Genomic DNA, 25,974 nt, shown 5'->3' with positions numbered 1-25,974 from the left:
TGTCCCCCAGGACAAGCGGGCATATCGGCCATGCCTGGAACGTCACACACGCCGTTCGAAGGAGCTGCGATGGACATGTCCTGGCAGACGACCTTCGCCCTTGCCTGCGCCGCCGTGTTCGCCGCCGTCGTCCCCGGGACCCTGGGCTACACGACGGCACGGCTGGAGACCGCCGACCGCCAGCGCGCCGAACTGGCCCGCCTGCGCGTGGAGGTCCAGGCGTCCCAGCAGACCGTCCAGCGCCTCTCGGAGTCCTGCGCGCCCGGGGAGAACACGTCCTTGGGCTCTCCATCGGCACCCCCGAGCCGGTCGGGATCCTCAGGGTCGTCCGGGTCTTCGGACTCCCCGGATGGCGAGCACCTCCCTTAGGCGGGCGGCGAAGGCCCTGGGGTGCGACGTCAGGCCGTTGTGGCCTCCGGGGAAGGTCGCGACCTCGGTGCCGAGGAGACGGGCCAGTTCGGTGGCGCAGAGGTGGTCGAAGAAGCCCGGCGCGGTCGTACCGCCCGCGGCCGGGACCACGCGGGTCGCGGTGCCCTTGAGGGCCGCGATGGCGGGAACGTCCAGTTCGCAGTGCCGGGCCGCGGGGATGTCGTGGGTGAAGAAGAAGTGCATGTTGGCGATGCGCTGTTTGGACAGCGGCGCGGGAAGCTCGACGTCGGGCTCGCGGTCGGCGAACCCGGCGCCGGTGACCTCCGCCAGCATCTTGAACGCCGCCGCCCACCCCTCCTCGCGGTAGGTCTTCTCCAGCTCGCCGAAGGTGGCGTCCGCGCCGGCCCGCGCGGCCTCGGGCAGCAGGGACAGGGCGGGCGGCTCGTGCGCGACGAGCGTGCGGACCTGGCCGGGATGGCGCGCGGCCAGGACGAGGCCGACGAGCCCGCCATAACTGGAGCCGAGCAGCAGCGCGGGCTCGGAGGTCAACGCGGCCAGGAGGCGGTGGACGTCGTCGGCATGCGTCTCGACGGTCAGCGGCGCGTCCGGATCGTCGGGCGAGCTTCTGGACAGGCCGCGCCGGTCGTACGTCACGACGGTGTGTTCGCCAACGAGCCGCCCCACCAGGCCCTTCGTACGCTCGGCGTCGCCCTCGCCCCCCTGGAGCACGAGCAGCAGCGGACCCGAACCCTGGACCTCGTAGTAGATGCGGGCGCCGGGAACGGCCAGCACATCGCTTCTCATGGTGCTCATCGATCTTCCTCCCCCGCGGTGCCTACCCACCGCGCCCCCCTGGGACGCCGACGCATCCGTCCGGATGCATTCCCAAAGATACATCCTCCTGGATGCATCCACAAGTATGCATCCAGGAGGATGTATCGTGAGTCTCGTGAACGGAGTCGAGTTGTTCCTGCTCGGGCGCACGTTGATGAAGATCGGCGAAGACGCGATCCCCACCGAGGGCGTCGGAGAGTACGCGACCAGCGTCCGCACGGTGATCATCGTCCGCCTCGACATCGCGGAACATCCGGACAGCTCCGTGGGCGAGATAGCGGCGCGCACCGGCCTGCCGCAAAGCCGCGTGTCCGAGGCGGTCGCGCGGCTTCGCACCGCCGGCGTGGTCGAGACCACGACCGATCCCAAAGACCGCCGCCGCATGCTCGTCCGGCAGTCGCCAGAGATCTCCGCGAGGGCGGCCCAGATCGCGTCCAGCCCGATCGAGAACGCCCTCGCGGCGGCCCTCGGCACGCGGGACACCGAGCAGGTCGCGCGGGTCGTCGAGCTGCTCGAAGCCCTCGCTCGGCACCTCACGCCGGAGGCTCTCGCCCGCATGCGCCCGCCCCGGTGACCCGACCGCGAAGCGCGGGGTCACCCGCTCCGAAATGCCGGGCCGGCCGACCGCGACCCGAAGGTCATCCGACCCGGTCGGCGGCCCCTCGACGCGCGACCGTCGCGGCACGGTCGTGGACGCGCTCGCGGGCGTCCCGCTGGGCGCGCAGCTGGCTTGACAGGTACTCGCGGATCAACCGCTTGGCCTCCGCGATCAACGGCGCGTACCCGTTGGGGTCGCGCCGGAAGGCGAGCGCCAGCACCGCGCCCCCCGCCTCGACCGCGACCGTGAGGGTCAGGTCGAGATCCTCGCTGTCGGCCATGCCGAACTCCTGGAGCAGGAGGCCGCGCAACCGCCCGGCGATGACCGTGTTGTTCTCCGAGACCGAGTCGAGCAGGTTGAGATCGACCGCGTCACCGAAGCGGAGGGCCCCAAAGCCTGGAACGGTCCTGTGCATGTCGACGTACTCCTCGATGATGGCGTCCACCGCGTGCCACCAGTCGGGGTATTCGTCCACCATGAACCGGCGGCCGACCCGGGAGATGAACATCTCGACGTTGCGCTGGGTCAGCGCCTGGGTGATCGCCCGTTTGTCGGGGAAGAACTGGTAGACCGAGCCGATCGCGACATCGGCGCGGGCCGCGATGCGCGTCGTGGACAGGGCGTCGTAGCCGGCCTCGTCGAGCAGTTCGGCGCAGGCGTCCAACATTCGCTCGACCCGGCGGGCGCTACGACGTTGCGCGGGTTTGCGGCGCAGGGGGACCTGTTCGCCGTCACATTGGTCAGTAGAGAAGCCGGGCACACGTTCATCTTGCACTCTTCGCGCCGACGGGTCAGTCCTTCCCGGCCAGTCGTCCGAATTCGGAATGCATTACCCGACATCCGCTCAGGGCTCGGCGTCCAGCCCGGCGCAGTCCCGCAGCGCTTCCCAGCCCGTCACGGCCTGCTGCCTGGCGGCGCCGGTAAGGGGAATCGGAATTCCCCCCGTGATACGCGCCGGAGTCCATTGGTCCTTCAGGACCTTGCGACCGTTGATCGTCAGGGTGAGCACTCCGGTGCGCCCGGTCTCCGGACCGGAGTTGTAGAACACGAAGTTGCCCATGCCGTAGTTGACGTACTTGCCCCGGAGGTACCCGCTGCCGAGCAGGATGTGGGCGTGGCCGCCGACGATCACGTCCGCACCCGCGGCGATCAGCTTGGGGGCGAGGCCGAGCTGCGCGGGGTTCGGGCATTTCTGCAGCTCGGTGCCCCAGTGCAGGTGGACGATGACGGTGTCGGAGGTCTTGCGGGCCTGCCGGACGGCCTGGATCAGCCGCTGCTCGTTCTTCGCCGAGGCGAGCCCGCCCTTGGTGGAGGTGGCCGTCCAGGACTGGATCAACTGCTCGTCCAGCACCTGGGTCGCCCCGATGATCGCCACCCTGTTCCCGTTGACGGTCTTACGGAAGGGCTTGTACGCCTCCGCGGCGTTCTTCCCGATGCCGACGACGGGGAACTTCGCGCTGCGGATGGCCGCGAGGGAGTCGCGCAGCCCGCCTTCCATGTAGTCCATGCCGTGGTTGTTCGCCATGGACGCGACGTCGACGCCCGCCGCCTTCAGCGCGGTGAGCGCGGTGGCGGGCGCGCGGAAGGTGAACTGCTTGCCGGGGGCGGGAGTGCCCCCCTGGGTGATGGCGGTCTCCAGGTTGACCATCGCGAGGTCGGCGCGCCGCAGCACCGCGGAGATCGGGCCGAGGGCCGTGCGCGGGTTGGCGAGCCGGTTCCTGAGCATGCCCTCGAAGTGGACGTCACCGCCGAAGGAGATGGTGAACGGCTTGCGCCGGGGTTCGGCCGCCGTCTCCTGGGCCTGCGGCGTGGACGACGACGAATCGTCCTTGGGCGGAGGCGAGGCGGACTCCGCCGCCGAGCAGGCGACGATCGGCAGCCCGGCCACCACTGCGGCGAGCACCAGGCCGGCGCCACGCCCGGATCGCCCCGCGGGCACCCGGAAGGGACCGGTCACGTCACGGGCCCGGCGGGAGACGGGAGGAAGGTCGTGAGCGGGGGTGGCGGGGTCGGCGGGCTCTGTCGGGGGCGAGGCGGCGGAGTGACTTCTCATCGCTCCAAGAGCATGCCACCTCCGGGTCGTGGATGGACACCGCCACCCCAGAACGAAATTCACCTGACTTGGATGCTTCCTTTACTTGAATCATTCAGGTTTAGCACCTAAGGTGCAGGTCGTGGGGGATGTGGACCGACTCCGTGACGCCGGGCTGCGGGTGACCGCCGCCCGGGTCGCGATCATGCACGTGGTACGGGAGGGTGACCACCCTGATGTGGACACCATCTATCGCGCCGTGCGCGACCGGGTCGGCCAGGTGTCCCTCCAGGCCATCTACGACGGGCTGCACGCGCTCCACGGCGTCGGGATCCTTCGCAAGGTAGAGCCCATGGGCAGCCCGGCCCGCTACGAGGCCAGGGTGGGAGACAACCACCATCACCTGGTCTGCCGTAGATGCGGCACGGTGGCCGACGTCGACTGCGCGACCGGGGCGGCCCCCTGCCTCGATCCCGTGGACGCCGCCGGCTTCATCGTCGACGAGGCCGATGTCATCTATTGGGGCATCTGCCCCTCTTGTCAATCTCGAACCGCCTGATCCCTTGCCCCCCACGCACCGGCTCACGCACGCACACGGAGTCAAGGGCGTGAGCCGTACTCCATCAACGTCGATCCGGAGGACCGCGCGATGACCGAACGGCCTTTTACAACGACGGACGCGGGCATTCCCGCGCCGAGCGACGAGTTCTCGCTCTCCGTCGGCCCGAACGGCCCCCTCTTGCTCCAGGACCACTACGTCATCCAGAAGATGGCGCAGTTCAACCGTGAGCGGGTCCCCGAGCGCGTCGTTCACGCCAAGGGCGGCGGCGCCTACGGCGTCCTGCGGATCACCGAGGACGTGAGCCAGTACACCAAGGCCAGCCTGTTCCAGAAGGGCAAGGAGACCGACCTCTTCCTGCGCTTCTCGTCGGTCGCCGGCGAGCTCGGCAGCCCGGACACCCAGCGCGACCCCCGCGGGTTCGCGATCAAGTTCTACACCGAAGAGGGCAACTACGACCTCGTCGGCAACAACACGCCGATCTTCTTCATCCGGGACCCCTCGAAGTTCTCCGACTTCATCCACAGCCAGAAGCGCCGCGCGGACACCAACCTGCGCGACCACAACATGCAGTGGGACTTCTGGACGCTCTCGCCCGAGTCGGCCCACCAGGTCACCTTCCTGATGACCGACCGCGGAACGCCGAAGAGCTGGCGTCACATGCACGGCTTCGGCTCCCACACGTTCCTGTGGTACAACGCGGCGGGCGAGAAGTTCTGGGTGAAGTACCACTTCAAGACCGACCAGGGCATCGAGAACTTCACCGACGCCGAGGCCGGAGCGGTCATCGCGCAGGACGCCGACCACCACATCCGCGACCTGCACACCGCGATCAGGAACGGCGACCACCCGTCTTGGACGGTGAACGTGCAGATCATGCCGTTCGCCGCCGCGGCCGACTACCGCTTCAACCCGTTCGACCTGACCAAGGTGTGGCCGCACGCCGACTACCCCGAGATCACGATCGGCAGGCTCACCCTCGACCGCAACCCGGAGAACTACTTCGCCGAGGTCGAGCAGGCCGCCTTCGAGCCGGCCAACCTCGTGCCCGGCATCGGCGCCTCCCCGGACAAGATGCTCCAGGGCCGCCTGTTCTCCTACCCGGACACCCACCGGTACCGCATCGGGGCGAACTACCTGCAGCTCCCGGTGAACCGGCCGAAGGCGCCCGTCCGCAGCTACAACAAGGACGGCGCGATGCGCTACAGCAACCCGGGCGACCCGGTGTACGCGCCGAACACCGCCGGCGGCCCCGCGGCCGACCCGGCGTTCTTCGCGGGCGAGAGCTACCAGGTCGCGGGTGAGATCATCCGCAGCGCCTACCAGAGGCACGCGGAGGACGACGACTTCGTCCAGCCGCGCGCCCTGTGGGAGAACGTCCTGTCCGACACCGACCGCGAGCACCTCGTGAGCAACATCGTCGGCCACGCCTCCGCCCCGGAGGTCACCGCCGACATGAAGAAGCGCGTCGTGGAGTACTGGACCAACGTCCACAAGGACCTCGGACAGGGCGTCGCCAACGGCCTCGGCGTCGCCTGGCGCTGACCCGGACGCGGGCTCCTCGCAGTGGCCCGGGCGGTGCTCGCCCGCCTGGGCCACTTCCTTGTCCCCGTCCGTACCGGTAAAGATGGAGTCAGCCCCCGAACCCAGGAGGTCCGGCTCGTGCGTACGGCTCACCGAACCTGCCCGTTGTGCGAGGCCGTCTGCGGTCTCACGCTCACGCTGGACGAGGCCGACCGGGTGGTGGGCGTGCGCGGCGACCGGGACGACCCGTTCAGCAAGGGATACATCTGCCCGAAGGGCGCGAGCCTCGGCCGCCTGGACGACGACCCCGACCGCCTGACCGCGCCCATGGTGCGCGGCGAGGACGGCGAGTGGCGCGAGGTGGGCTGGAGGGAGGCGTTCGAGACGGTCGAGCGCGGCCTGTCCGCCGTCCCGGGCCCCGGCCGCGCGATCTACCTGGGCAACCCCAACGCCCACACCATGGCGGGGGCGCTGTACGGCGGCCCGCTCGTCCGCTCGCTGGGCACCCGGCAGGTGTACTCGGCGAGCACGGCCGACCAGATGCCCAAGCACGTGGCGGCGGGCCTGATGTTCGGCGACCCGCTGACGATCGCGGTCCCCGACCTCGACCGCACCGACTACCTGCTGATGCTGGGCGCCAACCCCCTGGAGTCCAACGGCTCGCTGTGCACCGCCCCCGACTTCCCTGGCCGGCTGAAGGCGCTGCGCCGGCGTGGCGGGCGCCTGGTCGTCGTCGACCCGCGCCGCACGCGGACGGCGGCGCTGGCGGACGAGCACGTGTTCGTCCGCCCGGGCGCCGACGCGTACCTGCTGATGGGCATCGCGCGCACGCTGATCGAGGAGAAGCTCACGAACGTGCGCGTCCCGGTCACCGGGCTGGAACGGCTGGAGGCCGCGGTCGCCGAGTTCACCCCCGAGCTGTGCGCCGAGGCGTGCGGCGTGCCCGCCGAGTTGGTCAGGCGGCTGGCGGGCGAGCTGGCCGCCGCGCCGGCGGCCGCCGTGTACGGGCGCCTCGGGACGTGCACGGTCGAGTTCGGGACGCTCGCGCAGTGGCTGGTGGACGTCCTCAATGTGCTCACCGGCAACCTGGACCGGCCGGGCGGCGCGATGTTCCCCCGCCCCGCGACCGCGGGCCCGCGCCGCACCCGGCCGTACACGACCGGCCGCTGGCACAGCCGGGTGCGCGGCCTGCCGGAGGTCAACGGCGAGCTGCCCGTGGCGACGCTCGCCGACGAGATCGAGACACCCGGCGAGGGGCGGATCCGCGCGCTCATCACGGTCGCGGGCAACCCCGTGCTGTCGTCCCCGAACGGCGCCCGGCTGGACGCGGCGCTCGGCGACCTGGAGTTCATGGTCAGCGTCGACCCCTACCTCAACGAGACCACCCGCCACGCCCACGTCGTCCTGCCGCCGCCCCGGGTGGCGCAGGCGGGGCACTACGACTTCGCGCTGCTCGGCTTCGCCGTGCGCGACTACACGCGGTACTCGCCTCCGGTGACGCCCCTGCCGGACGGGCGCCCGTCCGAGCCCGAGATCCTCGCGCGGCTGGCGATGATCGCCGCCGGGCAGGGCGCGGACGCCGATCCGGCGGGGCTCGACGAGCTGATCCTCGACCAGGTGCTTCGCAAGGCGACGGGCACGCCCGGGTCACCGGTCGAGGGGCGCGACCCCGCCGAGCTGCGCGCCATGCTGCACGGCGCCACCATGCCCGAGGTGCGCCTGGACGCGATGCTGCGGCTCGGCCCGTACGGCGAGTGGGGCGGCGGCGGAAACCTGTCGCTGGCCACGCTGCTGGCGAACCCGCACGGACTCGACCTCGGACCGCTGGAGCCGCGCCTGCCGGACGCGCTGTGCACGGCGTCCGGGACCGTCGAGCTCGCCCCCGAGGCGATCGTCGCCGACCTCCCCCGCATGCGCGAGCGGGCCGGGAGGCGCGCCGAGGGGTTCGTGCTCATCGGACGGCGGCACCTGCGCTCGAACAACAGCTGGATGCACAACGTGGCCCCGCTGGTCGGCGGCACGAACCGCTGTACGCTGCAGATCAACCCCCGGGACGCCGCCGAGCTCGGGCTGCAGGACGAGGCGGTGGTCCGCTCGGCGACCGGCGAGCTGACCGTCCGGCTGGAGCCGACCGACGCGATCATGCGCGGCGTGGTCAGCCTGCCCCACGGCTGGGGCCACGCGGGCACGGCGCAGCTCGTCGCGGCCGTGAACGCCGGGGTGAACGCCAACACGCTGACCGACGAGTCGATCGTCGACCCCCTGTCCGGGAACGCGGTGTTCAACGGCGTCCCGGTCACGCTCACGCCCGCCTGAGAGTCCCCTGGGAGCCCCGAGAACGGCGAGGCTGGGCGGTTTCAGGCGCTTGGCGGTAATAGGCTGTGGCGCGTGACCACCGTGCCCGATAAGGAACGTCTGCTGGCCCAGGTCGGTTTCGCCGTGGAAATCGACAAATTGAAGCGTGTGCTCCGCCGTAACACGCTGATGGACGGCTCCCGCAGGGAGAACGACGCCGAGCACTCCTGGTACCTGGGGATGCTGGCCATGGTCCTCGCCGAGCACGCTCCCCCGGGCACCGACCTCGACCGCGTCACGGCCATGCTGCTCGTGCACGACATCGTCGAGATCGACGCCGGCGACACGTTCGTCTACGACGTGACGGCGGCGGAGGTGCAGGAGAAGGCCGAGCGCGCCGCGGCGGACCGCATCTTCGGCCTGCTCCCCGCGGACCAGACGGTCACGCTGCGCGCTCTGTGGGACGAGTTCGAGGAGCGCGTCACGCCCGAGGCGAGGTTCGCCAAGGCCCTCGACCGGCTCGCGCCGATGCTGGCCAACCACCACAACGAGGGCGGAAGCTGGGCGCGTCACGGGGTCACGATCGAACAGGTCATGGAGAAAGTCGAGATCATCCGGGAGGGATCGCCGGCGCTGGGCGACTACGCGACGGAGATCGTGGAGCTTTCGGCGGCCCGTGGCCACCTGGCTCGCGGCCGCGCGTAGCAGCCTTCGCGGTGTTCCCTCCGGCTCTTGGGGGTACGTCCCCAAGGGCGAGAGGGGGCGAAAGTGGAGGAAACTTCGAAGTCCATCAACTCGCGACGCCGCCGCACGATCCGGGAAACTTTGGGACTCGGGCCACTATCGTTGCCGGTGAAGATCACCGAGCGCCTGGAGCACGTCAAGGCGGGCGACCAGGTGATCGTGCGGCTGGCGAGAACCGTACGCAAACGGCTTCCCCTGGGGAGCCAGGTGAGAGACCTGCTCCACGGCGTTCCCACCGGTCATCCCCTGCACCCCCCGCTCGCGACCGTCAGCCTGGGCTGCTGGACGGCGACGGCGGTCCTGGACGCCATCGACGCCGACCCCCGCGCCTCGCAGGCCGTGCTCGCCACCGGCATCGCCGGGGCCATCCCCACCGCGGCGGCCGGGATCACCGACTGGTCGGTCCTGCACCTCGAACAGCAGCGGGTGGGGCTCGTCCACGCGCTGGTCAACCTGACCGCGCTCGGCCTGTACTCGGGGTCGCTGATGCTGCGGCTGGCGGGCAGGCAGCGCGCCGGCAAGGCGCTGGCGTTCGCGGGGTTCGGCGCGGCGAGCGTCGGCGGCTACCTCGGCGGGCATCTCGCCTACCGGATGGCCGCCGGGCCGACGCACGCGGAGCCCACGACGCACCTCGTCCCCCTCGGCTGGCACGACCTGTGCCGCCTGTGGGACCTGCCGGACGGGCGCCCGGTGCCGCGGCGGCTCGGCTACATCCAGCTCTTCGTGCTGCGGCACGGTTCCACGGTGAAGGTCCTCGCCGACCGGTGCTCGCACCTGGCGGGGCCGCTGCACCAGGGGCGGCTCAAGCTGGAGGGCAACGAGGCGTGCGTGGTGTGCCCGTGGCACGGCAGCACCTTCCGGCTGGAGGACGGCGCGGTCGTCCACGGGCCGGCGACCTCCCCGCAGCCGTCTTTCGAGGTCAACGTGCGCGGGGACGGGCTCGTCCAGGTCCGCCCGCGGCCGTTCTGAGGTCCGTCCGCGAGGGGTCCGCCCGTTCTGGACGTCACCGCGAGGTCCCGGTCACTCCTCGTCGTCCAGCTCGCTCCGGTCGGAGGCGGGGTGCTCCACGAGGGCCAGGATGCGGCTCGCCATGAAGCGTGCCGTGCGCACGGGCGTGCCGCTCCTGGTGACCTCGCTGACCTCGACGAGGCCCCGGCGGGTCGCGACGTCGACGCGGCGGCCGGCCTTCGTCGCCACGACCTCGTACGTGCGGGGCGTACCACCCGCGTCTATGACGATCTCGACCCGGTCACCCTTCATATCCGGGTAAATACCCACTTGCCCGTGGGGCTATCCGTACACCAGTTTGACAATCGCGACGATGCCGACGCACACGATCACGGCCCTCAGCACCCGCGGCGGCAGCCGGCGCCCCACCCGCGCCCCGACGAATCCGCCGACCAGCGAGCCCAGGGCGACCAGCAGCGCCGCCCACAGGTCCACCTCGGCGACGATCAGGAACAGCACGGCCGCCGTGAGGTTGACCACCAGGGACAGCAGGTTCTTGGCGGCGTTCACCCGCTGGAGGTGGTCGTCCAGGAAGATGCCGAGCAGGCCGATCAGGATCACCCCCTGCGCCGCGCCGAAGTAGCCGCCGTAGACCCCCGCCGCGAACACCCCGAGCCACAGCCACGGCCCGCCGTGCGGGTGCGGTTCGTCCTGGCGGGCGGACAGCCACGCCTGCACCCGGGGCTGCAACACCACCATCACGCAGGCGAGCGCGATCAGGACCGGGACGATCACCTGGAACGCCTTGGCCGGCAGGGACAGAAGCAGGAGGCCGCCCACCACGGAGCCGAGCAGCGAGCCCGCGCCGAGCTTCAGCAGCCGCTCCCGCTGGCCCTTCAGCTCCTCGCGGTAGCCGAGCACGCCGGTCACCCCACCCGCCACCAGGCCGACGGTGTTGGACACGTTCGCGACGATCGGCGGGTATCCGAGCGCGAGCATCGTCGGAAACGTGATCAACGATCCCGAGCCCACGACCGCGTTGATCGCTCCCGCCGCGAGCCCGGCCGCGAGGATCGCGACCACCTCCCACGGTGTCAAAGCCCCACCTTTCGTACGACTTCGCCCGATGGTAGGCGGCCATCTGCGCCGAGCACGCGCGAGGGTGCCCCGCGACCTCGGCCGGCAACAAGAGCCCAGGCTACGGGGGGCGGGGGGACGCGCGGATCAGCGGGCCGGGGGGCCGTCCTGGGGGCGGGTCTCCTGCGGACGGGCGAACAGGCCGCCCAGGCCCTCCAGGGCCTTGCCCATCTCTGAGGGGACGATCCACACCTTGTTCGCGTCGCCCTTGGCGATCTCCGGAAGCGTCTGCAGGTACTGGTAGGCGAGGAGGTTCTGGTCGGGGTTGCCCTCGTGGATGGCGCGGAACACCATGGCGATGGCGTCGGCCTGGCCCTTGGCCCGCATGGCCTGGGCCTCGGCGTCCGCCTGGGCGCGCAGCACCGCGGCCTCCGCCTCGCCCCTGGCCTTCAGGACGGCGGCCTGGCGCTCGCCCTCGGCGGTCAGGATCGCCGACTGCTTCTGGCCCTCCGCCGACAGGATGGACGCGCGCTTGTCGCGGTCGGCGCGCATCTGCTTCTCCATCGAGTCCTGGATCGAGGCCGGCGGGTCGATCGCCTTCAACTCGACCCGGTTGACCCGGATGCCCCACTTGCCGGTGGCCTCGTCCAGCACGCCGCGCAGCTCGGAGTTGATCTCCTCGCGGGAGGTCAGCGCGCGCTCCAGGTCCATGCCGCCGACGACGTTGCGGAGCGTGGTGACGGTGAGCTGCTCGACGCCGGTCAGGAAGTTCGCGATCTCGTACGTCGCGGCCTTGGCGTCGGTCACCTGGAAGTAGATCACCGTGTCGATCGACACCACCAGGTTGTCCGAGGTGATCACCGGCTGCGGCGGGAAGGAGACGACCTGCTCGCGCAGGTCTACCGTCGTCTTCACCATGTCGACGAACGGCACGACGATGTTCAGGCCGGGGGTCAGCGTGCGGTGGTAGCGCCCGAGCCGCTCGACGATGTACGCCTGCGCCTGCGGGACGATGCGGATGGTCCGATATAACGCGAAACCGGCGACGGCCACCACGACCATGGCGACGACGAGCTGGGTCATGACGCTCCCTTGTTCGGGCGCTTTTCTTCGTTCGCGTGGATCAGCCCGGGAGGGCTCGGGCGTACCAGCGGCCCTCGGAGCTTCTCTCCAGACTTAGGGGGACGCCGAAGGTGCGGCTGAGGTTGTCGGCGGTCATGACGTATTCGATCGGACCCTGGGCCACCACGGAGCCGTGGCGCAGCAGCAGCACGTGCGTGAAGCCGCTCGGCACCTCCTCGACGTGGTGCGTGACCAGCACCATCGTGGGGGCCGTGGCGTCGTACGCGAGCGCGGACAGGCGGCGTACGAGGTCTTCGCGCCCGCCGAGGTCGAGCCCGGCGGCCGGCTCGTCGAGGAGCAGCAGCTCGGGATCGGGCATCAGGGCGCGCGCGATCTGGACGCGCTTGCGCTCGCCCTCCGACAGCGTGCCGAACTTCCGCCGGATCAGATGAGCGCACCCGAGCTGGTCGATGAGCTCGACCGCGCGGGTCACGTCCCCCGAGTCGTACTCCTCGTTCCACCGGCCGAGGATCGCGTACGAGGCGGTGAGGACGAGGTCGATGACCTTCTCCTCGGCGGGAACCTTCTCGGCGATCGCCGCGCTGGCGAGGCCGATGCGGGGCCGCAGGTCGAAGACGTCCGTCTGGCCGAGCCGCTCGCCGAGGATCTCGACCGAGCCTTCGCTGGGGTACAGGAGCGCCGCCGCCACCTGGAGCAGCGTCGTCTTGCCCGCTCCGTTGGGGCCGATGACGACCCAGCGCTCGTCCTCCTCGACGGTCCAGTCGATGCCCCGCAACAGGGCCGCGCCATCTCTGCGGACGGCGACGTCCTGGAGCCGAAGCACCTGACCACCCATCGCCAATACCTCCCTGACATCTGATCCGGGCCGGTCCGGGCAACCCCGGGACGACCCGGCTTCACCGGGCGAGTAGCCCCCGCCCGATGTCTCCGGACCAAACCTATTGCAGCATCAACGCATATCGTGGATCGGTGCACCCCGATTCACCGATCTCCGCCACCTTGGTCGCATGGGGCAACGCTTGGCTTGCCGGACATGTCGGTCTTGATGAAGCCGTGGACCGGCTGGAGCGCGCCGCGGGTCCCCACGTCGTCGCCGCCGACGGGGACGAGACCCCCCTGCGCGTCTTCCTCGCCGAGCAACGTGTCGACGGCCTGACCGGTCTGCGCCTTTCGCTCCCCTCCGCGGGCGACCCGCTCGGTCTGACCGGGCCTCCCCCCTTCACCATGGCCGCCGTCGACGCCGGTGAGGCGGTCACGGCCGTGCTCTCCGGACGCTGCCTCGGCCTGATCCCGTCCATCGACCGCCGCGGCTCGTCCTACTCCGGGATCCGCTGGACGGCCATGGACGCCTCCGCCATCCCGCCCGACGTCCCGAGCCTGGCCGAGGCCGAGCACGCGCTCACCATGGCCATGCGCTCGGCGACCGACGCTCTGCTCACGGTCGACGGCCCGGACATTGGCCAGCCCTCGATCGCCCACGCCGACGACGGCCTCGCCCCCGGGTACCCCGCCCGGGCCCACCGCGTCGCCGCCCTGACCGCGCGGCTCGCCTCGGTGCTGCGTCTGGCCGACGAGCGCGGGCTCACGTCGGGGCAGATCGCGGTGCGCGGCGAGGCGCTGCGCGATCTGGACCGCGCGGTGCGGCGGGCGCGGGTGGCCGCGCACAACGCGATCATCGAGAGCCGGCAGGCCCCGGGCGGGCTGAGGACGCCTCCGGGCCCACGCTCCTGACGGGCCGAGGCACGCGGTCGTAAGCCCGCCGCAGAGGGTCGTGATCTCAGGGCTCAGGCCAGACCGTGACGCACGGCGTACAGCGCCGCCTGGGTGCGGTCCTGGACGCCGAGCTTCATCAGCACGTTCGAGACGTGGGTCTTGACGGTCTTCTCGGCGACGACGAGCTCGCGGGCGATCTCGCGGTTCGACCGGCCCGAGGCGATCAGCGCCAGCACCTCCCGCTCGCGCTCGGTCAGCACGGCGATCGGCGCGGGACCGTCCGTCGCCGCCGCGTCGGGGCCGGCGAGCATGGCCTCGGCCGCCTCGGGCGCGAGCAGCACCTGGCCGCCGTGCACCGCGCGGATGGCCTGCACCAGCGCGGCCGGGTCCACGTCCTTGTACAGGAATCCCGAGGCCCCCGAGCGCATCGCCGGCGCGACGTCCCCCCGGTCGCTCACCGACGTCAGCACGATGACCCGCACGCTCAGGCCCCGCTCCGACAGCAGGCGCAGGGCGCCCAGCCCGTCCAGGACGGGCATCTTCAGGTCGAGCAGCAGCACGTCCGGGGCCAGCGAGGCGGACAGCTCCACGGCCTCGGCCCCGTCGCACGCCTCGCCGACCACGTCGAGGTCGTCCTGCAGGTCGAGGAACGTGCGCAGGCCCTGGCGCACGACCGGGTGGTCGTCGGCGATGAGGACGCGGACCACCGCGCTCACGCGGGCACCTCCAGGAAGACCGTGGTGCCCGCCCCCGGCTCGGAGGCCACGCGCAGCGACCCGCCCGCGCCCTCGGCCCGGTCGCGCATCGAGACCAGGCCGAGGCCCCGGGACGTCGGGCCGTCCACCTCGAAGCCGTCCCCGTCGTCGCTGATTTCGAGCGTGAGGCGCGATCCGGGCACGCTCAGGCGTACCGCTATGGAGGAGGCCCGCGCGTGCCTGAGGGCGTTGTGGACGGCTTCCTGGGCCACGCGCAGCACCGTGACCTCCGTCGCGGGCGTCAGGTCGCACGCGTCCCCGTCCTCAGGGGAGTCGAAGGTGATCCTCTCCGAGTAGAGGCGGTCCAGCAGGGAGACGTGCTTGCGCAACGTCTCGACCAGCCCGTGCCGGTCCAGCTCGGCCGGGCGCAGCTCGACGATCACGGCCCTGAGCTCGGCCAGCGCCTCCCCCGCCAGCCGCTGCACCCGGTCGATCTCGGTCAGGGCCCGCTCGGGGTCGGCCCGGACGAGGGACGCCGCCGCCTGGGCCGTGAGCCGCAGCGAGAACAGCTTCTGCGTCACCGCGTCGTGGAGCTCGCGGGCCATGCGGGTGCGCTCCTCCACGACGGTCAGCTCGCGTCCCCGCTCGTACAGGCGGGCGTTGGTCAGGGCGATGGCGGCGTGCGCGGCGAACAGCGTGAGCAGGTCCTGGTCGGCCAGGGTGAACCCGCCCGGCGTGCGCTTGTTGGACAGGAAGATGATGCCGAGCACCTGGTCGGCGTCGCGGATGGGCACGCCGATGAAGTCCTTGAGCACCGGGTGGGCGCTCGGCCACCACTCGAAGCGCGGGTCCTCGCGGATGTCGGGCAGGCGCACCGGCGCGGCGTCCCTGAGCATCGCGGCGAGCATGCCGTGCTGACGGGGCAACGGGCCGATCGCGTCCCACTGCTTGTCGCTGACGCCCTCGGCGACGAACTCGGCGAACGAGCCGTCGTCGTCCGGCACGCCGAGCGCGGCGTACCGGGCGTCGAGCAGCGTGCGGGCCGAGCGGACGATGACCTGCAGCACCTCGCGGACCGACAGGTGCCGGGTCACGGCCAGCACCGCGGAGCTGACCGCGTGCAGCACGGCGTCCCGGTCGCCGCCCGTCAGGTCCCGGTCGTCCCTCGCCAAGTCCCGGTCGCCGCCGGGTTCGGATGTCACGCCCACACTGTAGGCGCGGCGGCGGGGACGAGGGCTCCGCCGATGGTCCTAGGCCCATCAGCGCAGGCCGGAGCCGGTCCCGGGCCCGATGCCCACTCCGCCGCGCGCTCCTACCGTCGGGGCATGGCTGACGAAACCCCCACCACCACCACCCCGGCGGACGCCGCTTCCGGGCGGCGGCGCACCGCGCTCGTCACCGGCGCTTCCCGCGGCCTCGGGCTCGCCCTCGCGCGGGCCCTGTCGGCGCGGGGCTGGAATCTGATCATCACCGCGCGCGGCGCCGCCGACCTGGAGAAGGCCGCGTGGGAGACCGGCGCGACGGCCGTCCCCGGCGACGTCGCCGACCCCGCGCACCGGGCGAACCTGGCGCGGGTGGCCAACGACCTGGGCAGCCTGGACCTGCTGGTAAACAACGCGGGAACGCTCGGGGCCGTCCCCCTGCCCCCGCTCGCGTCCTACCCCCTCGACACCCTCGCCGACGCACTGCGCGCCAACGTGATCGCCCCGCTCGCGCTGATCCAGGCGACGCTGCGCGGGCTGCGCGAGCGCGGCGGCGCCGTCGTCAACATCACCTCGGACGCGGCGGTCGAGGCGTACGAGGGCTGGGGCGGCTACGGCCTCACCAAGGCGGCGCTCGACCAGCTCTCGCGCGTGCTGGCGGCCGAGGAGCCGGGCATCGCCGTGTGGTCGGTCGACCCGGGCGAGATGCGCACCCGCATGCTGGCCGACGCCGTCGGCGAGGAGGAGGCGGCCGGCGCGGCCGATCCTGACGCGGTGGCGCCGTTCATCGTCGACCTGGTCGAGCGGCGGCCCGCGAGCGGACGGGTGAGCCGATGATCACCTTCGACCTGCCCCGGGCCCGGGAGGCCCACGAGCCGCCGGAGGCGCGCGGGCTCGCCCGCGACCACGTACGGCTGATGGTCTCCGTCACGGACTCCGGCTCGATCACCCACCACAGCTTCACCGAGCTGCCGGACCTACTGCGGCCCGGAGACGTGCTGGTGGTCAACGACTCGATCACGCTGCCCGCCGCCGTCCCGCTGGACCGGCTCGCCGTCCACTTCTCCACCGCCCGCGAGGACGGCACGTGGCTGGTGGAGCTGCGCCGCCGTACGGGCACCACGACGGCGCCGTACCCGGGAGGCGCGCCCGGCGAGTGGCTGCCGCTGCCGGGGGGCGCCACGCTGCGGCTGCTGGAGCGCGAGACGCCGCGCCTCTGGCGGGCTGCCCTGGACCGGGACGTGCCCGGCTATCTGCGGCAATATGGAGTTCCAATCCGGTACTCCTACGTGGAGCATGACTGGCCGCTGTCGGCGTACCAGACGGTGTTCGGAGTACGGCCCGGCAGCGCCGAGATGCCGAGCGCCGGGCGGCCGTTCAGCCACGAGCTGGTGACCGCGCTGGTCAGCCGGGGGATCCTGATCGCGCCGATCACCCTGCACACCGGCGTCGCCTCGCCGGAGAAGGACGAGCCGCCCTACCCGGAGCGGTTCGCGGTCCCCGCGCACACCGCCCGTCTGGTGAACCAGGCCGAGGGACGGGTGATCGCGGTCGGCACGACGGTGGTACGGGCGCTGGAGACGGCGGCGCTGGGGGTGCGGGGACCGGGCAGGGTGCGGGCGGCGGAGGGCTTCACCTCGCACGTCGTCACCCCGGCGCAGGGCGTCAGGGCGGTGGACGGGCTGGTCACCGGGCTGCACGAGCCGCGTTCCAGCCATCTGATGATGCTCTCGGCCATCGCGGGCGAGGAACTGGTCGCCCGGTCGTACGAGGAAGCGCTGCGCGAAGGATACCTATGGCATGAATTCGGGGACCTTCATCTGATCATGCATGAGTAAATATCCAATAAAGTGACATACAAGGACGTTCCAAGTCCGAAGTTCGATGCTCTACACGTCGTTCAGTCACACAACGGGAGAACACTCCATGCGTCGGCACCTCTCCGCTCTCGCCGCACTCACCGTCGCCGGAACCCTGGTAGGCGCCTCGCTCGCCGCCCCGGCCACCGCGGCGATCTCGGCCGCGTCGGCCCCCGCGAGCGCCGCCCATGTGGCCGTCAAGCCGCAGTCCCCGCTGACCACCAAGGTGGTCTGGAACAAGGCGGTCCGCGTCGGCGGCACGATCACCTACACGCTGAAGAGCACCAACAAGGGCGAGTGGGCGACCGACCTCGCCGGGCTCTTCGCCACCCTTCCCAAGGGGGCGAGCAAGGTCCGCGTCGTGAGCAAGTCGAAGGCGTTCTGCGAGCTTTCCGGCCGCGACCTGTTCTGCATCTACGACACCCTCGACCCGGGCAAGTCCGCCGGACTCAAGGTGAAGGTGTGGCTGAAGAAGAGCACCCGTGGCACGGCGGTCGCGGAGTTCGGCCACTTCTCCATCGACGTCCCCGCCGGCGTCGACGTCACCAACGAGGAGGAGCTCAACAAGCTCGACATCCAGAACGAGGTCCTCTGGAAGTCGTTCAAGACCAAGATCGTGCGCTGATCGCGGGCTCACGTCCTGGACGAGCGCGCGACGAAGCGGGTGTGCGCCTTCATGGGGGCGGTGACGCCCGCGGGTCGTGACGAGGCGGCCACCGTACGCACGGTGGCCGCCTCGTCGTTATTCTGTTCCGTTACTCAGAGATATCGCTGTCCGCTTCTGAGTAATAAAATGCGGATAAATTGTAAAGAAGTCGTACTCGCGCGTGGATCATGATAGAAACGGTGCCGTTTACGCGGGCTTTCCGCCCGAGGCACCCGTTCCCCGGGAACTTCGGCGCTCCCGCACCCGGGCTTCTCGCGTCCCAGGCGGCGACCCCGTTCCGCCGCCGGGAACGGCTCCTCTCCCGCCCGGAAACCCACGTTCCACACGCCGGGGAACCTCCGCGTCCCCCGGCACACGGGACCACGCGGCCTCGCGTCACGGGAACGTTCCCATGACGCGCGCGCGGTCCTCGTCTGTCCCCCACTATCTGGAGATCCGCATGCGCCACCCGATCGCCAAGATCGCGACCGCGGCCGTGGCCGTCCCGATGACGGGCGCCCTGTTGCTCGCCGCCACCCCCGCCTCAGCGGCGCCGGTCGGCCCCGCGACCCGCGCGAGCAGCGTGACGACCACCTCGCCCCTGACAGCCGTCTCGACCGGCACCGCCACCACCACGACGAAGGCGGCCGACGACGACGCGTACTCCACCTTCTCCGTGCAGGTCACCGGGCCGAAGAAGGCCAAGCCGGGCGGGGAGATCACCTACCGCATCAAGGGCCTCAACAAGGGCCCGTGGACGGCCGACGACTACTATTTCGGCGGCACCCTGCCCAAGGGCATCCGCGGCACGGTGTACTTCGACGGGCCGAAGGGGACCAAGTGCGGCTTCTTCCCCGACGGCTTCTGGTGCTGGCCGCCGTACGTCCTTGAGAAGGGCGAGGACAGCTGGCTGACCATCACCGTCCGGCTCAAGAAGGGCACCAAGGGCACGGTGGCCGCGAAGCTCGGCGTCAACAGCTGGGACTGGCCGACCGGCTCGGAGAACCTGAGTCGCGAGGAACTGAAGAAGATCGGCATCAAGAGCTGGTACTTCACCAAGTCCGTGAAGACCAAGATCGTCGGCTGACCGCGCGGAGGGTCGTCCGCCCGCGAACGGCCGGGCGACCCTCCGCCGCGGCGGATCCCCGAGACCAGGCCGTCGGAGCCCCACACTCCTCCGGCCGGCACCACCGGCCGAGCGTCACGCCGCCACGGCGGAGCCCGGCACTCCTCCGGCCGCGCGTCACGCCGCCACGAGCACGTCGTGCCGCCTCGGCGAGTCACCGGACACCGTGGCGTGCGCGATGCCCGCCAGCGACCGCCGGGAGACCCCGCTCCCCCGCCCGTAGGCGATCACCGGGAACATCGTCACCTCGATCACCAGCCCGCGCGCCGCGATCACCCGTCCCAGGGACGCCAGCAGCGTGTCGTCGCCCACGAACGCCGGCCCCGTCGCCGGGTCCTGGTCGCCGTCGCGGAAACGCAGCCGGATCGGCCGGATCGGCGCGCCCGCGTCGATCGCCGCCTGGAACATCGCCGGACGGAACGCCCCCATACCCCGGCCGCACGTCGTCGTGCCCTCGGGGAAGACGGCGACGTCGTGCCCCTCGGCGAGCGCGTCCGCGACGTCCCGCACGGTGCCGGGGAGCGTCGAGAGCCGCTCCCGGTCGATGAAGATCGCGCCGCCGCCCGCGACCAGCGAGCCGATCACCGGCCACCGGGCGATGTCGCTCTTGGCCAGGGGCTTGCACGGCATGATCGCCGCGAGCACCAGCGGATCCAGCCACGAGACGTGGTTGGCCACCAGCAGCGTGCCCCCCGGGACCGTCCCCTCGACGGGCGCCGGCACCGGCAGCACGGCCGAGCCGCCCAGCACCGAGAACCCCTGCACGACCTCCAGGCGGATGCCGAGCACCCGCAGCAGCAAGCGGGCCCAGCTCATCGTCATCTCACTGCGCCGCTTCGCGTCGAACCCGCGGGCGGCGAACGACCACGGGACGCCCGCGACCACCACCGCCACGGCCCCGAGCACGCGGAGCACCCGCCGGACGCGGCCCGTCGTCCTCACCGGAGCCGTCACGCAGGCGCCGACCGTGCACGACGCCACAGGAAGCCAGGTCATTCGGTCACCCCCAGGAAGTGCCGCAGGTAGCGGACGTCGACGTTGGCCAGCGAGAGCAGGACGAAGAAGTCCGCCGTGCCGAACTCCGGGTCGTGGGCCGGGGCGCCGGAGATCCACGCGCCGAGCCGCAGGTAGCCGCGCAGCAGCGGCGGGATCACGAACCGGTCCGGACGCACCACGCCCTCACCGGACCACGGCCGGTGCGGCGTCACGCGGTACTCGTCCGGTCCGAGCGGGATCTTGTCCAGCACCCCGGCGGCCGTCGTCCCGCCGTCGTCCAGCGGGATCGAGCAGCAGCCGCCCAGCCAGGTGAAGCCGCCGCTGACCATGTAGTGGGCGATTCCCGCCCACATCAGGCCGATCACCGCGCCGCCGCGATGCGCGGGGTGGACGCACGTACGCCCGACCTCCACCATGCCGCCCCGGATGCCGGAAAGCGCCGACAGGTCGAACTCGCCGTCGGAGTAGAGCCGGTCGGAACGCCCCGGCGCCAGCATCCGGTACGTGCCGACCACCGCGTCGCCCTCCCGCACCAGCAGGTGGTCGCAGTAGGCGTCGAACCTGTCCACGTCCAGCCCGGAGATCGGCGAGTCCAGCCGGGCTCCCATCTCCTCGGCGAACACCTCGTAGCGCAGCCGCTGCGCCGCGCGCAGGTCGGCGGCCGTCCTGGCCAGCCCCACCGTGTAACGTCCGCGCGCGTCGGTCAGCCCCCGATCGGGGAGCCTCGGGACTCCGGCGATCCCGTTCGGCCCGGAAAGATCGGGAAGACCGGCGGGGGCGGCGGCTGTGGGGGGATCAGCGGGCACGGCGGCCTGGGCGACAGAGCCGCTCCCGCCGTGGACACGGTCGGTGAAGACCTGGGTCATGGCATGCCTCCTCGTGTGGCACACCCATGAAGACATGGGGAGATGACCATCTCCCGTCCGTATGGTGAACCGCTTACGCGTTCACTCTGAGCGGTCGGTAGCGTTGTGCCCGATGAAGCAGCGCACGCTTTTGATCACACTCACCGGCCCCGACCGGCCCGGGGTGACGTCCCGCTTGTTCAGCACGCTGGCGTCCTTCCCGGTGAACGTCGTCGACGTCGAACAGGTCGTCATCCGTGGCCGCCTGGTCCTCGGCGTGCTCGTCATGTACGCCGGCGGGCCCCCCACGGGAACCGGCGGCACTATCGGCGCCATGTGGGCGGCCGTCGAGCGCGTGGCCGAAGACCTCGGCATGGAGGTCGAGCTCGCCACCGGCACCGACACCAAGGAGAAGCGCCGCAGAGGGCGCCTCCACGTCACCGTCCTCGGCAACCCGATGCAGCCCGCCGCCCTGGCCGGCATCGCGGGCCGCATCGCCGCCGCCGGGGCCAACATCGACCGCATCGAGCGGCTGGCGCACCTGCCGGTCACGTGCATCGAGCTGGAGGTCTCCGGGGCCGATCCGCTGGCCCTGCGCACCGCGCTCGCGGCCGAGGCCGTCCTCCAGCAGGTCGACGTCGCCGTGCAGCGCTCCGGCCTCCTCCGGCGCAGCAAGCGGCTCATCGTCATGGACGTCGACTCCACCCTGATCCAGGGCGAGGTCATCGAGCTGCTCGCCGGCCACGCCGGCTGCATGGACGAGGTCGAGAAGATCACCTCGGCGGCGATGCGCGGCGAGCTCGACTTCGCCGCCTCCCTGCGCGAGCGGGTGGCGCTGCTGGAAGGGCTGTCCGCCGACGTGTTCGAGCGCGTCCGCGAGGAGGTCGTCCTCACCCCGGGCGCGCGCACCCTGGTACGCACGCTCAAGCGCCTGGACTACCGCTTCGCGATCGTGAGCGGAGGCTTCACCCAGATCACCGACGCTCTGGTGGAGGACCTCGGCATCGACTACTCCGCCGCCAACACCCTGGAAGTGGTGAACGGCAAGCTCACCGGCCGTGTCGTCGGCGAGATCGTCGACCGTCCGGGCAAGGCTCGTGCCCTGGAGCGGTTCGCGCGGCAGGCGGGCATCCCCATCAGCCAGACGGTCGCCATCGGCGACGGCGCCAACGACCTCGACATGATCGCCGCGGCCGGCCTCGGCATCGCCTTCAACGCCAAGCCCGTGCTGCGGCAGGCCGCCGACGCCGCGGTCAACGTCCCCTACCTCGACACGATCCTCTACCTGCTCGGCATCTCCCGCGAGGAGGTCGAGGCCGCCGACGCCGAAGACGGCCTGACGCCGCCCGCGACCGGCAGCCCGCTCCACTGACCGCGTTCCCAGGTTCCCGGGCGCGCCACCCGCGCCCGGACGCCTCACGGCGCTCGTCCACGCCCGCCCGGCGCCTTTCCGTGCCCGCCCGGTTTCGCACCTGCCCGGTTTTCGTACCGGCTCGGCGCCCTTCCGGTCCGCGCTTCAGTCGTCCTTCGGCGTCCAGCGGCTGATCATCCGCGCGTCCCCCGGGCCGAGCCCCGCCCAGCCGCCCGTCTCCAGCACCGCGAACGCCCCCGGCGGGAAACCCTCGTCGTCCCGCGACAGGCTCAGGTTCATGATCAGCTCGTGCACGCCCGGGTTGTGGCCGACCAGCAGCAGGGTCGAGACGTCGTCGTCGGTGCGCCCGATCAGTTCGAGCAGCTCGTCCGGGTACGCCTCGTAGATCTCGCTCTCCAGGTGCAGCGGAGCGGCCGGCGCGAGGTCTGCCAGGGCCAGCTCGGCGGTCTGCCGCGTCCGCAGGGACGGCGAGCACAGCACCAGATCGGGAGACAGGCCCATCCTCTTCAGGGTCTGCCCGATACGCCCGGCGTCGCGCTCACCGCGATCGGTGAGCGGACGTTCCCGGTCGGCCAGCCCGGGGACGTGCGCGGCCTTGGCGTGTCTCAGGACGATCAGCGTGTTCATCCCCTCAACTATCCCATTACACGCGTACGGCTACCGCCCTCCACGGGCGGTAGCCGTACGTTTCGCGTCCCAGGGCCTCACACGAAGGCCCGGCAGTGGACTAGCTGGACACCTTCTCGGTCTCGACCCGCGGGGTCGGGTCGTCGTTCGCCGGGGCGATGCTCGTCGAGCGCCGCTTGGAGACCAGGACCGCGCCGACGACGACCACCACCGCGACCACCGTGACGCCGACGCGCAGCACCGCGTTGCCGGCGTAGGTCACGACGGCCGGGGCGATGAGCAGGGCCACCAGGTTCATGACCTTGATCAGCGGGTTGATCGCCGGGCCCGCGGTGTCCTTGAACGGGTCGCCGACCGTGTCGCCGATGACCGTGGCCGAGTGCGCCTCCGAGCCCTTGCCGCCGTGGTGGCCGTCCTCGACCAGCTTCTTGGCGTTGTCCCAGGCGCCACCGGAGTTGGCCAGGAACACCGCCATCAGCGTGCCCGCGGCGATGGCGCCCGCGAGGTAGGCGCCGAGCGGGGCGTACCCGAGGGCGAAACCGACCGCGATCGGCGTCATGACGGCCAGCAGACCCGGCGTCGCAAGCTCACGCAGCGAGTCCCGGGTGCAGATGTCCACCACGCGGCCATAGTCGGGCAGCTCGGTGCCGGACATGATGCCCGGCTTGGTGCGGAACTGCTCGCGCACCTCGAACACCACGCGCCCGGCCGCGCGGCCCACCGCGCTGATCGCCAGACCGGAGAAGAAGAACACGACCGCCGCACCGATGATGAGGCCGACGAGCACATTCGGCGCGTCCACGCTCAGGCTGAACGAGCTGAACGAGCCCAGGGCCTCCTTCACCCCGGCGGACGCGGTCGCCAGCTTCAGTTCGACCGCCGTACGGAACGACCCGAACAGCGCCGTCGCGGCGAGCACCGCCGTCGCGATCGCGATGCCCTTGGTGATGGCCTTGGTGGTGTTGCCGACCGCGTCCAGGGAGGTGAGGATCTGCGCGCCCTCGCCCTCGACGTCGCCCGACATCTCGGCGATGCCCTGGGCGTTGTCGGAGACCGGGCCGAAGGTGTCCATCGAGACGATGACGCCGACCGTGGTCAGCAGGCCCGTACCGGCCAGGGCGACGGCGAACAGCGCCACCGTCACGTTGCCGAAGCCCAGCAGGAACGCGCCATAGACGGCGCCGCCGATGAGCAGCGCGGAGTAGACCGCGGACTCCAGGCCGACCGCGATGCCGGACAGGATGACGGTCGCCGGGCCGGTCAGCGAGCTCTCGCCGATCTCCCTCACGGGACGGCGGTTGGTCTCGGTGAAGTAGCCGGTGAGCACCTGGATCGCGCTCGCCAGCACCAGGCCGACCAGCACCGCGCCGATCGCGATCAGACGCGGGTCGGCGTCGAGCTGCGCCACGCCGGCGCTCACACCGCTGAGCTCGGAGAACGTGGCGGGGAGGTAGGCGAAGGCCGCCACCGCCACCAGGACCGCCGAGATGATCGCGGAGATGAAGAAACCGCGGTTGATCGCGGCCATGCCGGAGCGGTCGCCATTGCGCGGGGCGGTGGCGAAGATGCCGATGATGGCGGTGAGCACGCCGATCATGGGAACGATCAGCGGGAACACCAGGCCCTCGGTGCCGAAGGCGGCCTTGCCCAGGATCAGGCTGGCGACCAGCATGACCGCGTAGGACTCGAACAGGTCGGCCGCCATGCCGGCGCAGTCGCCGACGTTGTCGCCCACGTTGTCGGCGATGGTGGCCGCGTTGCGGGGGTCGTCCTCGGGGATGCCCTGCTCGACCTTGCCCACCAGGTCGGCGCCCACGTCGGCGGCCTTGGTGAAGATGCCGCCGCCGACTCGCATGAACATCGCGAGCAGCGCCGCGCCGAAGCCGAAGCCTTCCAGGACGCTCGGCGCGTCGCCCTTGTAGATGAAGACCACGATCGCCGCGCCCAGCAGGCCGAGGCCCACCGTGAACATGCCCGCGACGCCGCCGGTGCGGAAGGCGATGCGCATCGCCGGCTTCTCGCCGGCCTCACGGGCGGCGGCGGCGACGCGGACGTTGCCCCGCACCGCCAGCCACATGCCCATGAAACCGGTCAGCGCGGAGAACACCGCGCCGACCACGAAGAAGACCGAGCGCCCGATGGCCACACCGGTCGACTCCGACGGCAGCAACAACAGTAGGAACGGGATGAGAACGACAAAGACGGCAAGCGTTCGGAACTGCCGCGTGAGATACGCGGCCGCGCCTTCCTGCACCGCGCGCGCGATGTTCTGCATGCGCTCGGTGCCCTGACCGGCGCTGAGCACCTCGCGGACGAGGCCGCCCGCGACGGCCAGCGCGATCAGCGCCACCGCGGCCACCACGATCACGATCGTGAGATGGGAACCGCTAAGAGATACCGCTGCGGCGTCGTCAGCGGCGAGATAGAGCCTAGACATCCGTCCTCCTCGGCCAGACGGGTAGGTCCAAGCTCAGACCGCGCTGCGGAATGAGTCGGGGGGCGGCGCGCATCCGAGCTGGATTGGCAGTGCCGCTTCCGGTAACGTCCGCAGACCTCCCGCAGGGCATCGTCGATCTGCGGGGACATAAACCTTGGCCGGTGCGGGGAGTCTACGCAGGCACGCGCCAGATATGAAGCCTCTTCGGCCAGCTAATTAGGGGTCCGTCCAGTAAGCGGCGCGCCTTTGCCCCGCAAGGACACGGTTTTCCAGGCATGATGCCGGGCGACGTCCGGATTACGGACGGGGAATTATTGCCATAGCTTTGTGTCCATAACTACGGAGACATACCCGCGCGCCCCGGCTCCCCGAGCCCCCGACCGGCGTCTCGCA

At 71.2% G+C, this 25,974-nt stretch carries 26 protein-coding genes; 13 read left to right on the top strand and 13 right to left on the bottom strand.

Annotated features, from left to right (window positions below):
* The first annotated feature begins 69 nt into the window (after window positions 1-69).
* A complete protein-coding gene (locus DQ384_RS40450) occupies window positions 70-369 on the top strand; it encodes a hypothetical protein (RefSeq protein WP_147268802.1) in 300 nt (99 codons plus the stop codon).
* On the opposite strand, the gene DQ384_RS16555 is transcribed toward DQ384_RS40450, so the two are convergent.
* Complete coding sequence (locus tag DQ384_RS16555) at window positions 319-1,182, bottom strand: alpha/beta fold hydrolase (protein ID WP_181871248.1); 864 nt, start codon at window positions 1,180-1,182, stop codon at window positions 319-321. The two genes, DQ384_RS40450 and DQ384_RS16555, sit on opposite strands and share 51 nt — an antisense overlap.
* A gap of 127 nt (window positions 1,183-1,309) precedes the next feature.
* On the opposite strand from DQ384_RS16555, the gene DQ384_RS16550 reads away from it, so the two are divergent.
* Entirely contained in the window at window positions 1,310-1,777 is a 468-nt protein-coding gene (locus tag DQ384_RS16550) for a MarR family winged helix-turn-helix transcriptional regulator (protein WP_245966529.1), read from the top strand.
* A 64-nt stretch (window positions 1,778-1,841) separates the two neighbouring features.
* On the opposite strand, the gene DQ384_RS16545 is transcribed toward DQ384_RS16550, so the two are convergent.
* On the bottom strand, window positions 1,842-2,468 hold the full coding sequence (locus tag DQ384_RS16545; RefSeq protein WP_114029703.1) for a TetR/AcrR family transcriptional regulator: 627 nt from the start codon (window positions 2,466-2,468) through the stop codon (window positions 1,842-1,844).
* A gap of 177 nt (window positions 2,469-2,645) precedes the next feature.
* On the bottom strand, window positions 2,646-3,854 hold the full coding sequence (locus DQ384_RS16540) for a CapA family protein (RefSeq protein ID WP_114029702.1): 1,209 nt from the start codon (window positions 3,852-3,854) through the stop codon (window positions 2,646-2,648).
* Between the two features lie 112 nt (window positions 3,855-3,966).
* Between DQ384_RS16540 and DQ384_RS16535 the strand changes: the two genes are divergently transcribed.
* From DQ384_RS16535 to DQ384_RS16515, 5 genes are all read left to right on the top strand, one after another.
* Window positions 3,967-4,392, top strand: a complete 426-nt coding sequence (locus DQ384_RS16535; RefSeq protein WP_425451457.1) for a Fur family transcriptional regulator — start codon at window positions 3,967-3,969, stop codon at window positions 4,390-4,392.
* Between the two features lie 90 nt (window positions 4,393-4,482).
* Window positions 4,483-5,937 carry a catalase gene (locus tag DQ384_RS16530; RefSeq protein WP_114029701.1) on the top strand — a complete coding sequence of 485 codons (1,455 nt, stop codon included), beginning with the start codon at window positions 4,483-4,485 and terminating at the stop codon, window positions 5,935-5,937.
* 117 nt (window positions 5,938-6,054) lie between these two features.
* Complete coding sequence (locus DQ384_RS16525; RefSeq protein WP_114029700.1) at window positions 6,055-8,232, top strand: molybdopterin-dependent oxidoreductase; 2,178 nt, start codon at window positions 6,055-6,057, stop codon at window positions 8,230-8,232.
* A gap of 72 nt (window positions 8,233-8,304) precedes the next feature.
* The gene (locus tag DQ384_RS16520) at window positions 8,305-8,916 is read left to right on the top strand and encodes an HD domain-containing protein (protein ID WP_114029699.1); all 612 of its coding nucleotides are present in this window, start codon (window positions 8,305-8,307) and stop codon (window positions 8,914-8,916) included.
* 147 nt (window positions 8,917-9,063) lie between these two features.
* Entirely contained in the window at window positions 9,064-9,924 is an 861-nt protein-coding gene (locus DQ384_RS16515; protein ID WP_245966528.1) for a Rieske (2Fe-2S) protein, read from the top strand.
* A gap of 51 nt (window positions 9,925-9,975) precedes the next feature.
* Here the strand turns inward: DQ384_RS16515 and DQ384_RS16510 are convergent, their stop codons facing one another.
* The 4 genes from DQ384_RS16510 to DQ384_RS16495 form a co-directional block, all read right to left on the bottom strand.
* Window positions 9,976-10,215 (bottom strand): hypothetical protein, encoded by a 240-nt coding sequence (locus DQ384_RS16510; RefSeq protein ID WP_114029698.1) that lies wholly within the window; start codon window positions 10,213-10,215, stop codon window positions 9,976-9,978.
* Between the two features lie 30 nt (window positions 10,216-10,245).
* Window positions 10,246-11,001, bottom strand: coding sequence for a sulfite exporter TauE/SafE family protein (locus tag DQ384_RS16505; RefSeq protein WP_114029697.1), 756 nt, complete (start codon window positions 10,999-11,001; stop codon window positions 10,246-10,248).
* 126 nt (window positions 11,002-11,127) lie between these two features.
* On the bottom strand, window positions 11,128-12,063 hold the full coding sequence (locus DQ384_RS16500) for an SPFH domain-containing protein (RefSeq protein WP_114029696.1): 936 nt from the start codon (window positions 12,061-12,063) through the stop codon (window positions 11,128-11,130).
* A gap of 40 nt (window positions 12,064-12,103) precedes the next feature.
* Window positions 12,104-12,898 carry an ABC transporter ATP-binding protein gene (locus DQ384_RS16495; protein ID WP_114029695.1) on the bottom strand — a complete coding sequence of 265 codons (795 nt, stop codon included), beginning with the start codon at window positions 12,896-12,898 and terminating at the stop codon, window positions 12,104-12,106.
* Between the two features lie 218 nt (window positions 12,899-13,116).
* Between DQ384_RS16495 and DQ384_RS16490 the strand changes: the two genes are divergently transcribed.
* Window positions 13,117-13,794, top strand: a complete 678-nt coding sequence (locus DQ384_RS16490) for a hypothetical protein (RefSeq protein WP_245966527.1) — start codon at window positions 13,117-13,119, stop codon at window positions 13,792-13,794.
* A 53-nt stretch (window positions 13,795-13,847) separates the two neighbouring features.
* Here the strand turns inward: DQ384_RS16490 and DQ384_RS16485 are convergent, their stop codons facing one another.
* Together DQ384_RS16485 and DQ384_RS16480 are read right to left on the bottom strand one after the other, a co-directional pair.
* Window positions 13,848-14,483 carry a response regulator gene (locus tag DQ384_RS16485; RefSeq protein ID WP_114029786.1) on the bottom strand — a complete coding sequence of 212 codons (636 nt, stop codon included), beginning with the start codon at window positions 14,481-14,483 and terminating at the stop codon, window positions 13,848-13,850.
* 5 nt (window positions 14,484-14,488) lie between these two features.
* Window positions 14,489-15,673, bottom strand: coding sequence for a GAF domain-containing sensor histidine kinase (locus DQ384_RS16480; protein ID WP_245966526.1), 1,185 nt, complete (start codon window positions 15,671-15,673; stop codon window positions 14,489-14,491).
* A 123-nt stretch (window positions 15,674-15,796) separates the two neighbouring features.
* Between DQ384_RS16480 and DQ384_RS16475 the strand changes: the two genes are divergently transcribed.
* The 4 genes from DQ384_RS16475 (at window position 15,797) to DQ384_RS16460 (ending at window position 19,265) form a co-directional block, all read left to right on the top strand.
* Window positions 15,797-16,510 carry an SDR family NAD(P)-dependent oxidoreductase gene (locus DQ384_RS16475; RefSeq protein ID WP_114029693.1) on the top strand — a complete coding sequence of 238 codons (714 nt, stop codon included), beginning with the start codon at window positions 15,797-15,799 and terminating at the stop codon, window positions 16,508-16,510.
* Window positions 16,507-17,511 (top strand): S-adenosylmethionine:tRNA ribosyltransferase-isomerase, encoded by a 1,005-nt coding sequence (locus tag DQ384_RS16470; RefSeq protein ID WP_114029692.1) that lies wholly within the window; start codon window positions 16,507-16,509, stop codon window positions 17,509-17,511. Before DQ384_RS16475 ends, DQ384_RS16470 begins: the two co-directional genes overlap by 4 nt.
* Window positions 17,512-17,599: 88 nt before the next feature.
* Window positions 17,600-18,157, top strand: coding sequence for a DUF11 domain-containing protein (locus DQ384_RS16465; protein ID WP_181871247.1), 558 nt, complete (start codon window positions 17,600-17,602; stop codon window positions 18,155-18,157).
* A 433-nt stretch (window positions 18,158-18,590) separates the two neighbouring features.
* Complete coding sequence (locus DQ384_RS16460) at window positions 18,591-19,265, top strand: hypothetical protein (protein ID WP_114029690.1); 675 nt, start codon at window positions 18,591-18,593, stop codon at window positions 19,263-19,265.
* A 156-nt stretch (window positions 19,266-19,421) separates the two neighbouring features.
* On the opposite strand, the gene DQ384_RS16455 is transcribed toward DQ384_RS16460, so the two are convergent.
* On the bottom strand, window positions 19,422-20,300 hold the full coding sequence (locus DQ384_RS16455; protein WP_114029689.1) for a lysophospholipid acyltransferase family protein: 879 nt from the start codon (window positions 20,298-20,300) through the stop codon (window positions 19,422-19,424).
* Complete coding sequence (locus DQ384_RS16450) at window positions 20,297-21,166, bottom strand: GNAT family N-acetyltransferase (RefSeq protein WP_114029688.1); 870 nt, start codon at window positions 21,164-21,166, stop codon at window positions 20,297-20,299. The genes DQ384_RS16455 and DQ384_RS16450 overlap by 4 nt, the downstream gene beginning before the upstream one ends.
* Window positions 21,167-21,278: 112 nt before the next feature.
* Between DQ384_RS16450 and serB the strand changes: the two genes are divergently transcribed.
* Window positions 21,279-22,517 carry a phosphoserine phosphatase SerB gene (serB, locus tag DQ384_RS16445; RefSeq protein ID WP_114029687.1) on the top strand — a complete coding sequence of 413 codons (1,239 nt, stop codon included), beginning with the start codon at window positions 21,279-21,281 and terminating at the stop codon, window positions 22,515-22,517.
* A gap of 144 nt (window positions 22,518-22,661) precedes the next feature.
* On the opposite strand, the gene DQ384_RS16440 is transcribed toward serB, so the two are convergent.
* Window positions 22,662-23,144, bottom strand: a complete 483-nt coding sequence (locus DQ384_RS16440) for a SixA phosphatase family protein (protein WP_114029686.1) — start codon at window positions 23,142-23,144, stop codon at window positions 22,662-22,664.
* Window positions 23,145-23,244: 100 nt separating this feature from the next.
* Window positions 23,245-25,581, bottom strand: coding sequence for a sodium-translocating pyrophosphatase (locus DQ384_RS16435; protein WP_114029685.1), 2,337 nt, complete (start codon window positions 25,579-25,581; stop codon window positions 23,245-23,247).
* Between the last annotated feature and the right edge of the window lie 393 nt (window positions 25,582-25,974).

This window comes from Sphaerisporangium album, from assembly GCF_003323745.1.
Lineage (GTDB): Bacteria > Actinomycetota > Actinomycetes > Streptosporangiales > Streptosporangiaceae > Sphaerisporangium > Sphaerisporangium album.
This window is presented reverse-complemented; position numbering and strand designations above follow the sequence as displayed.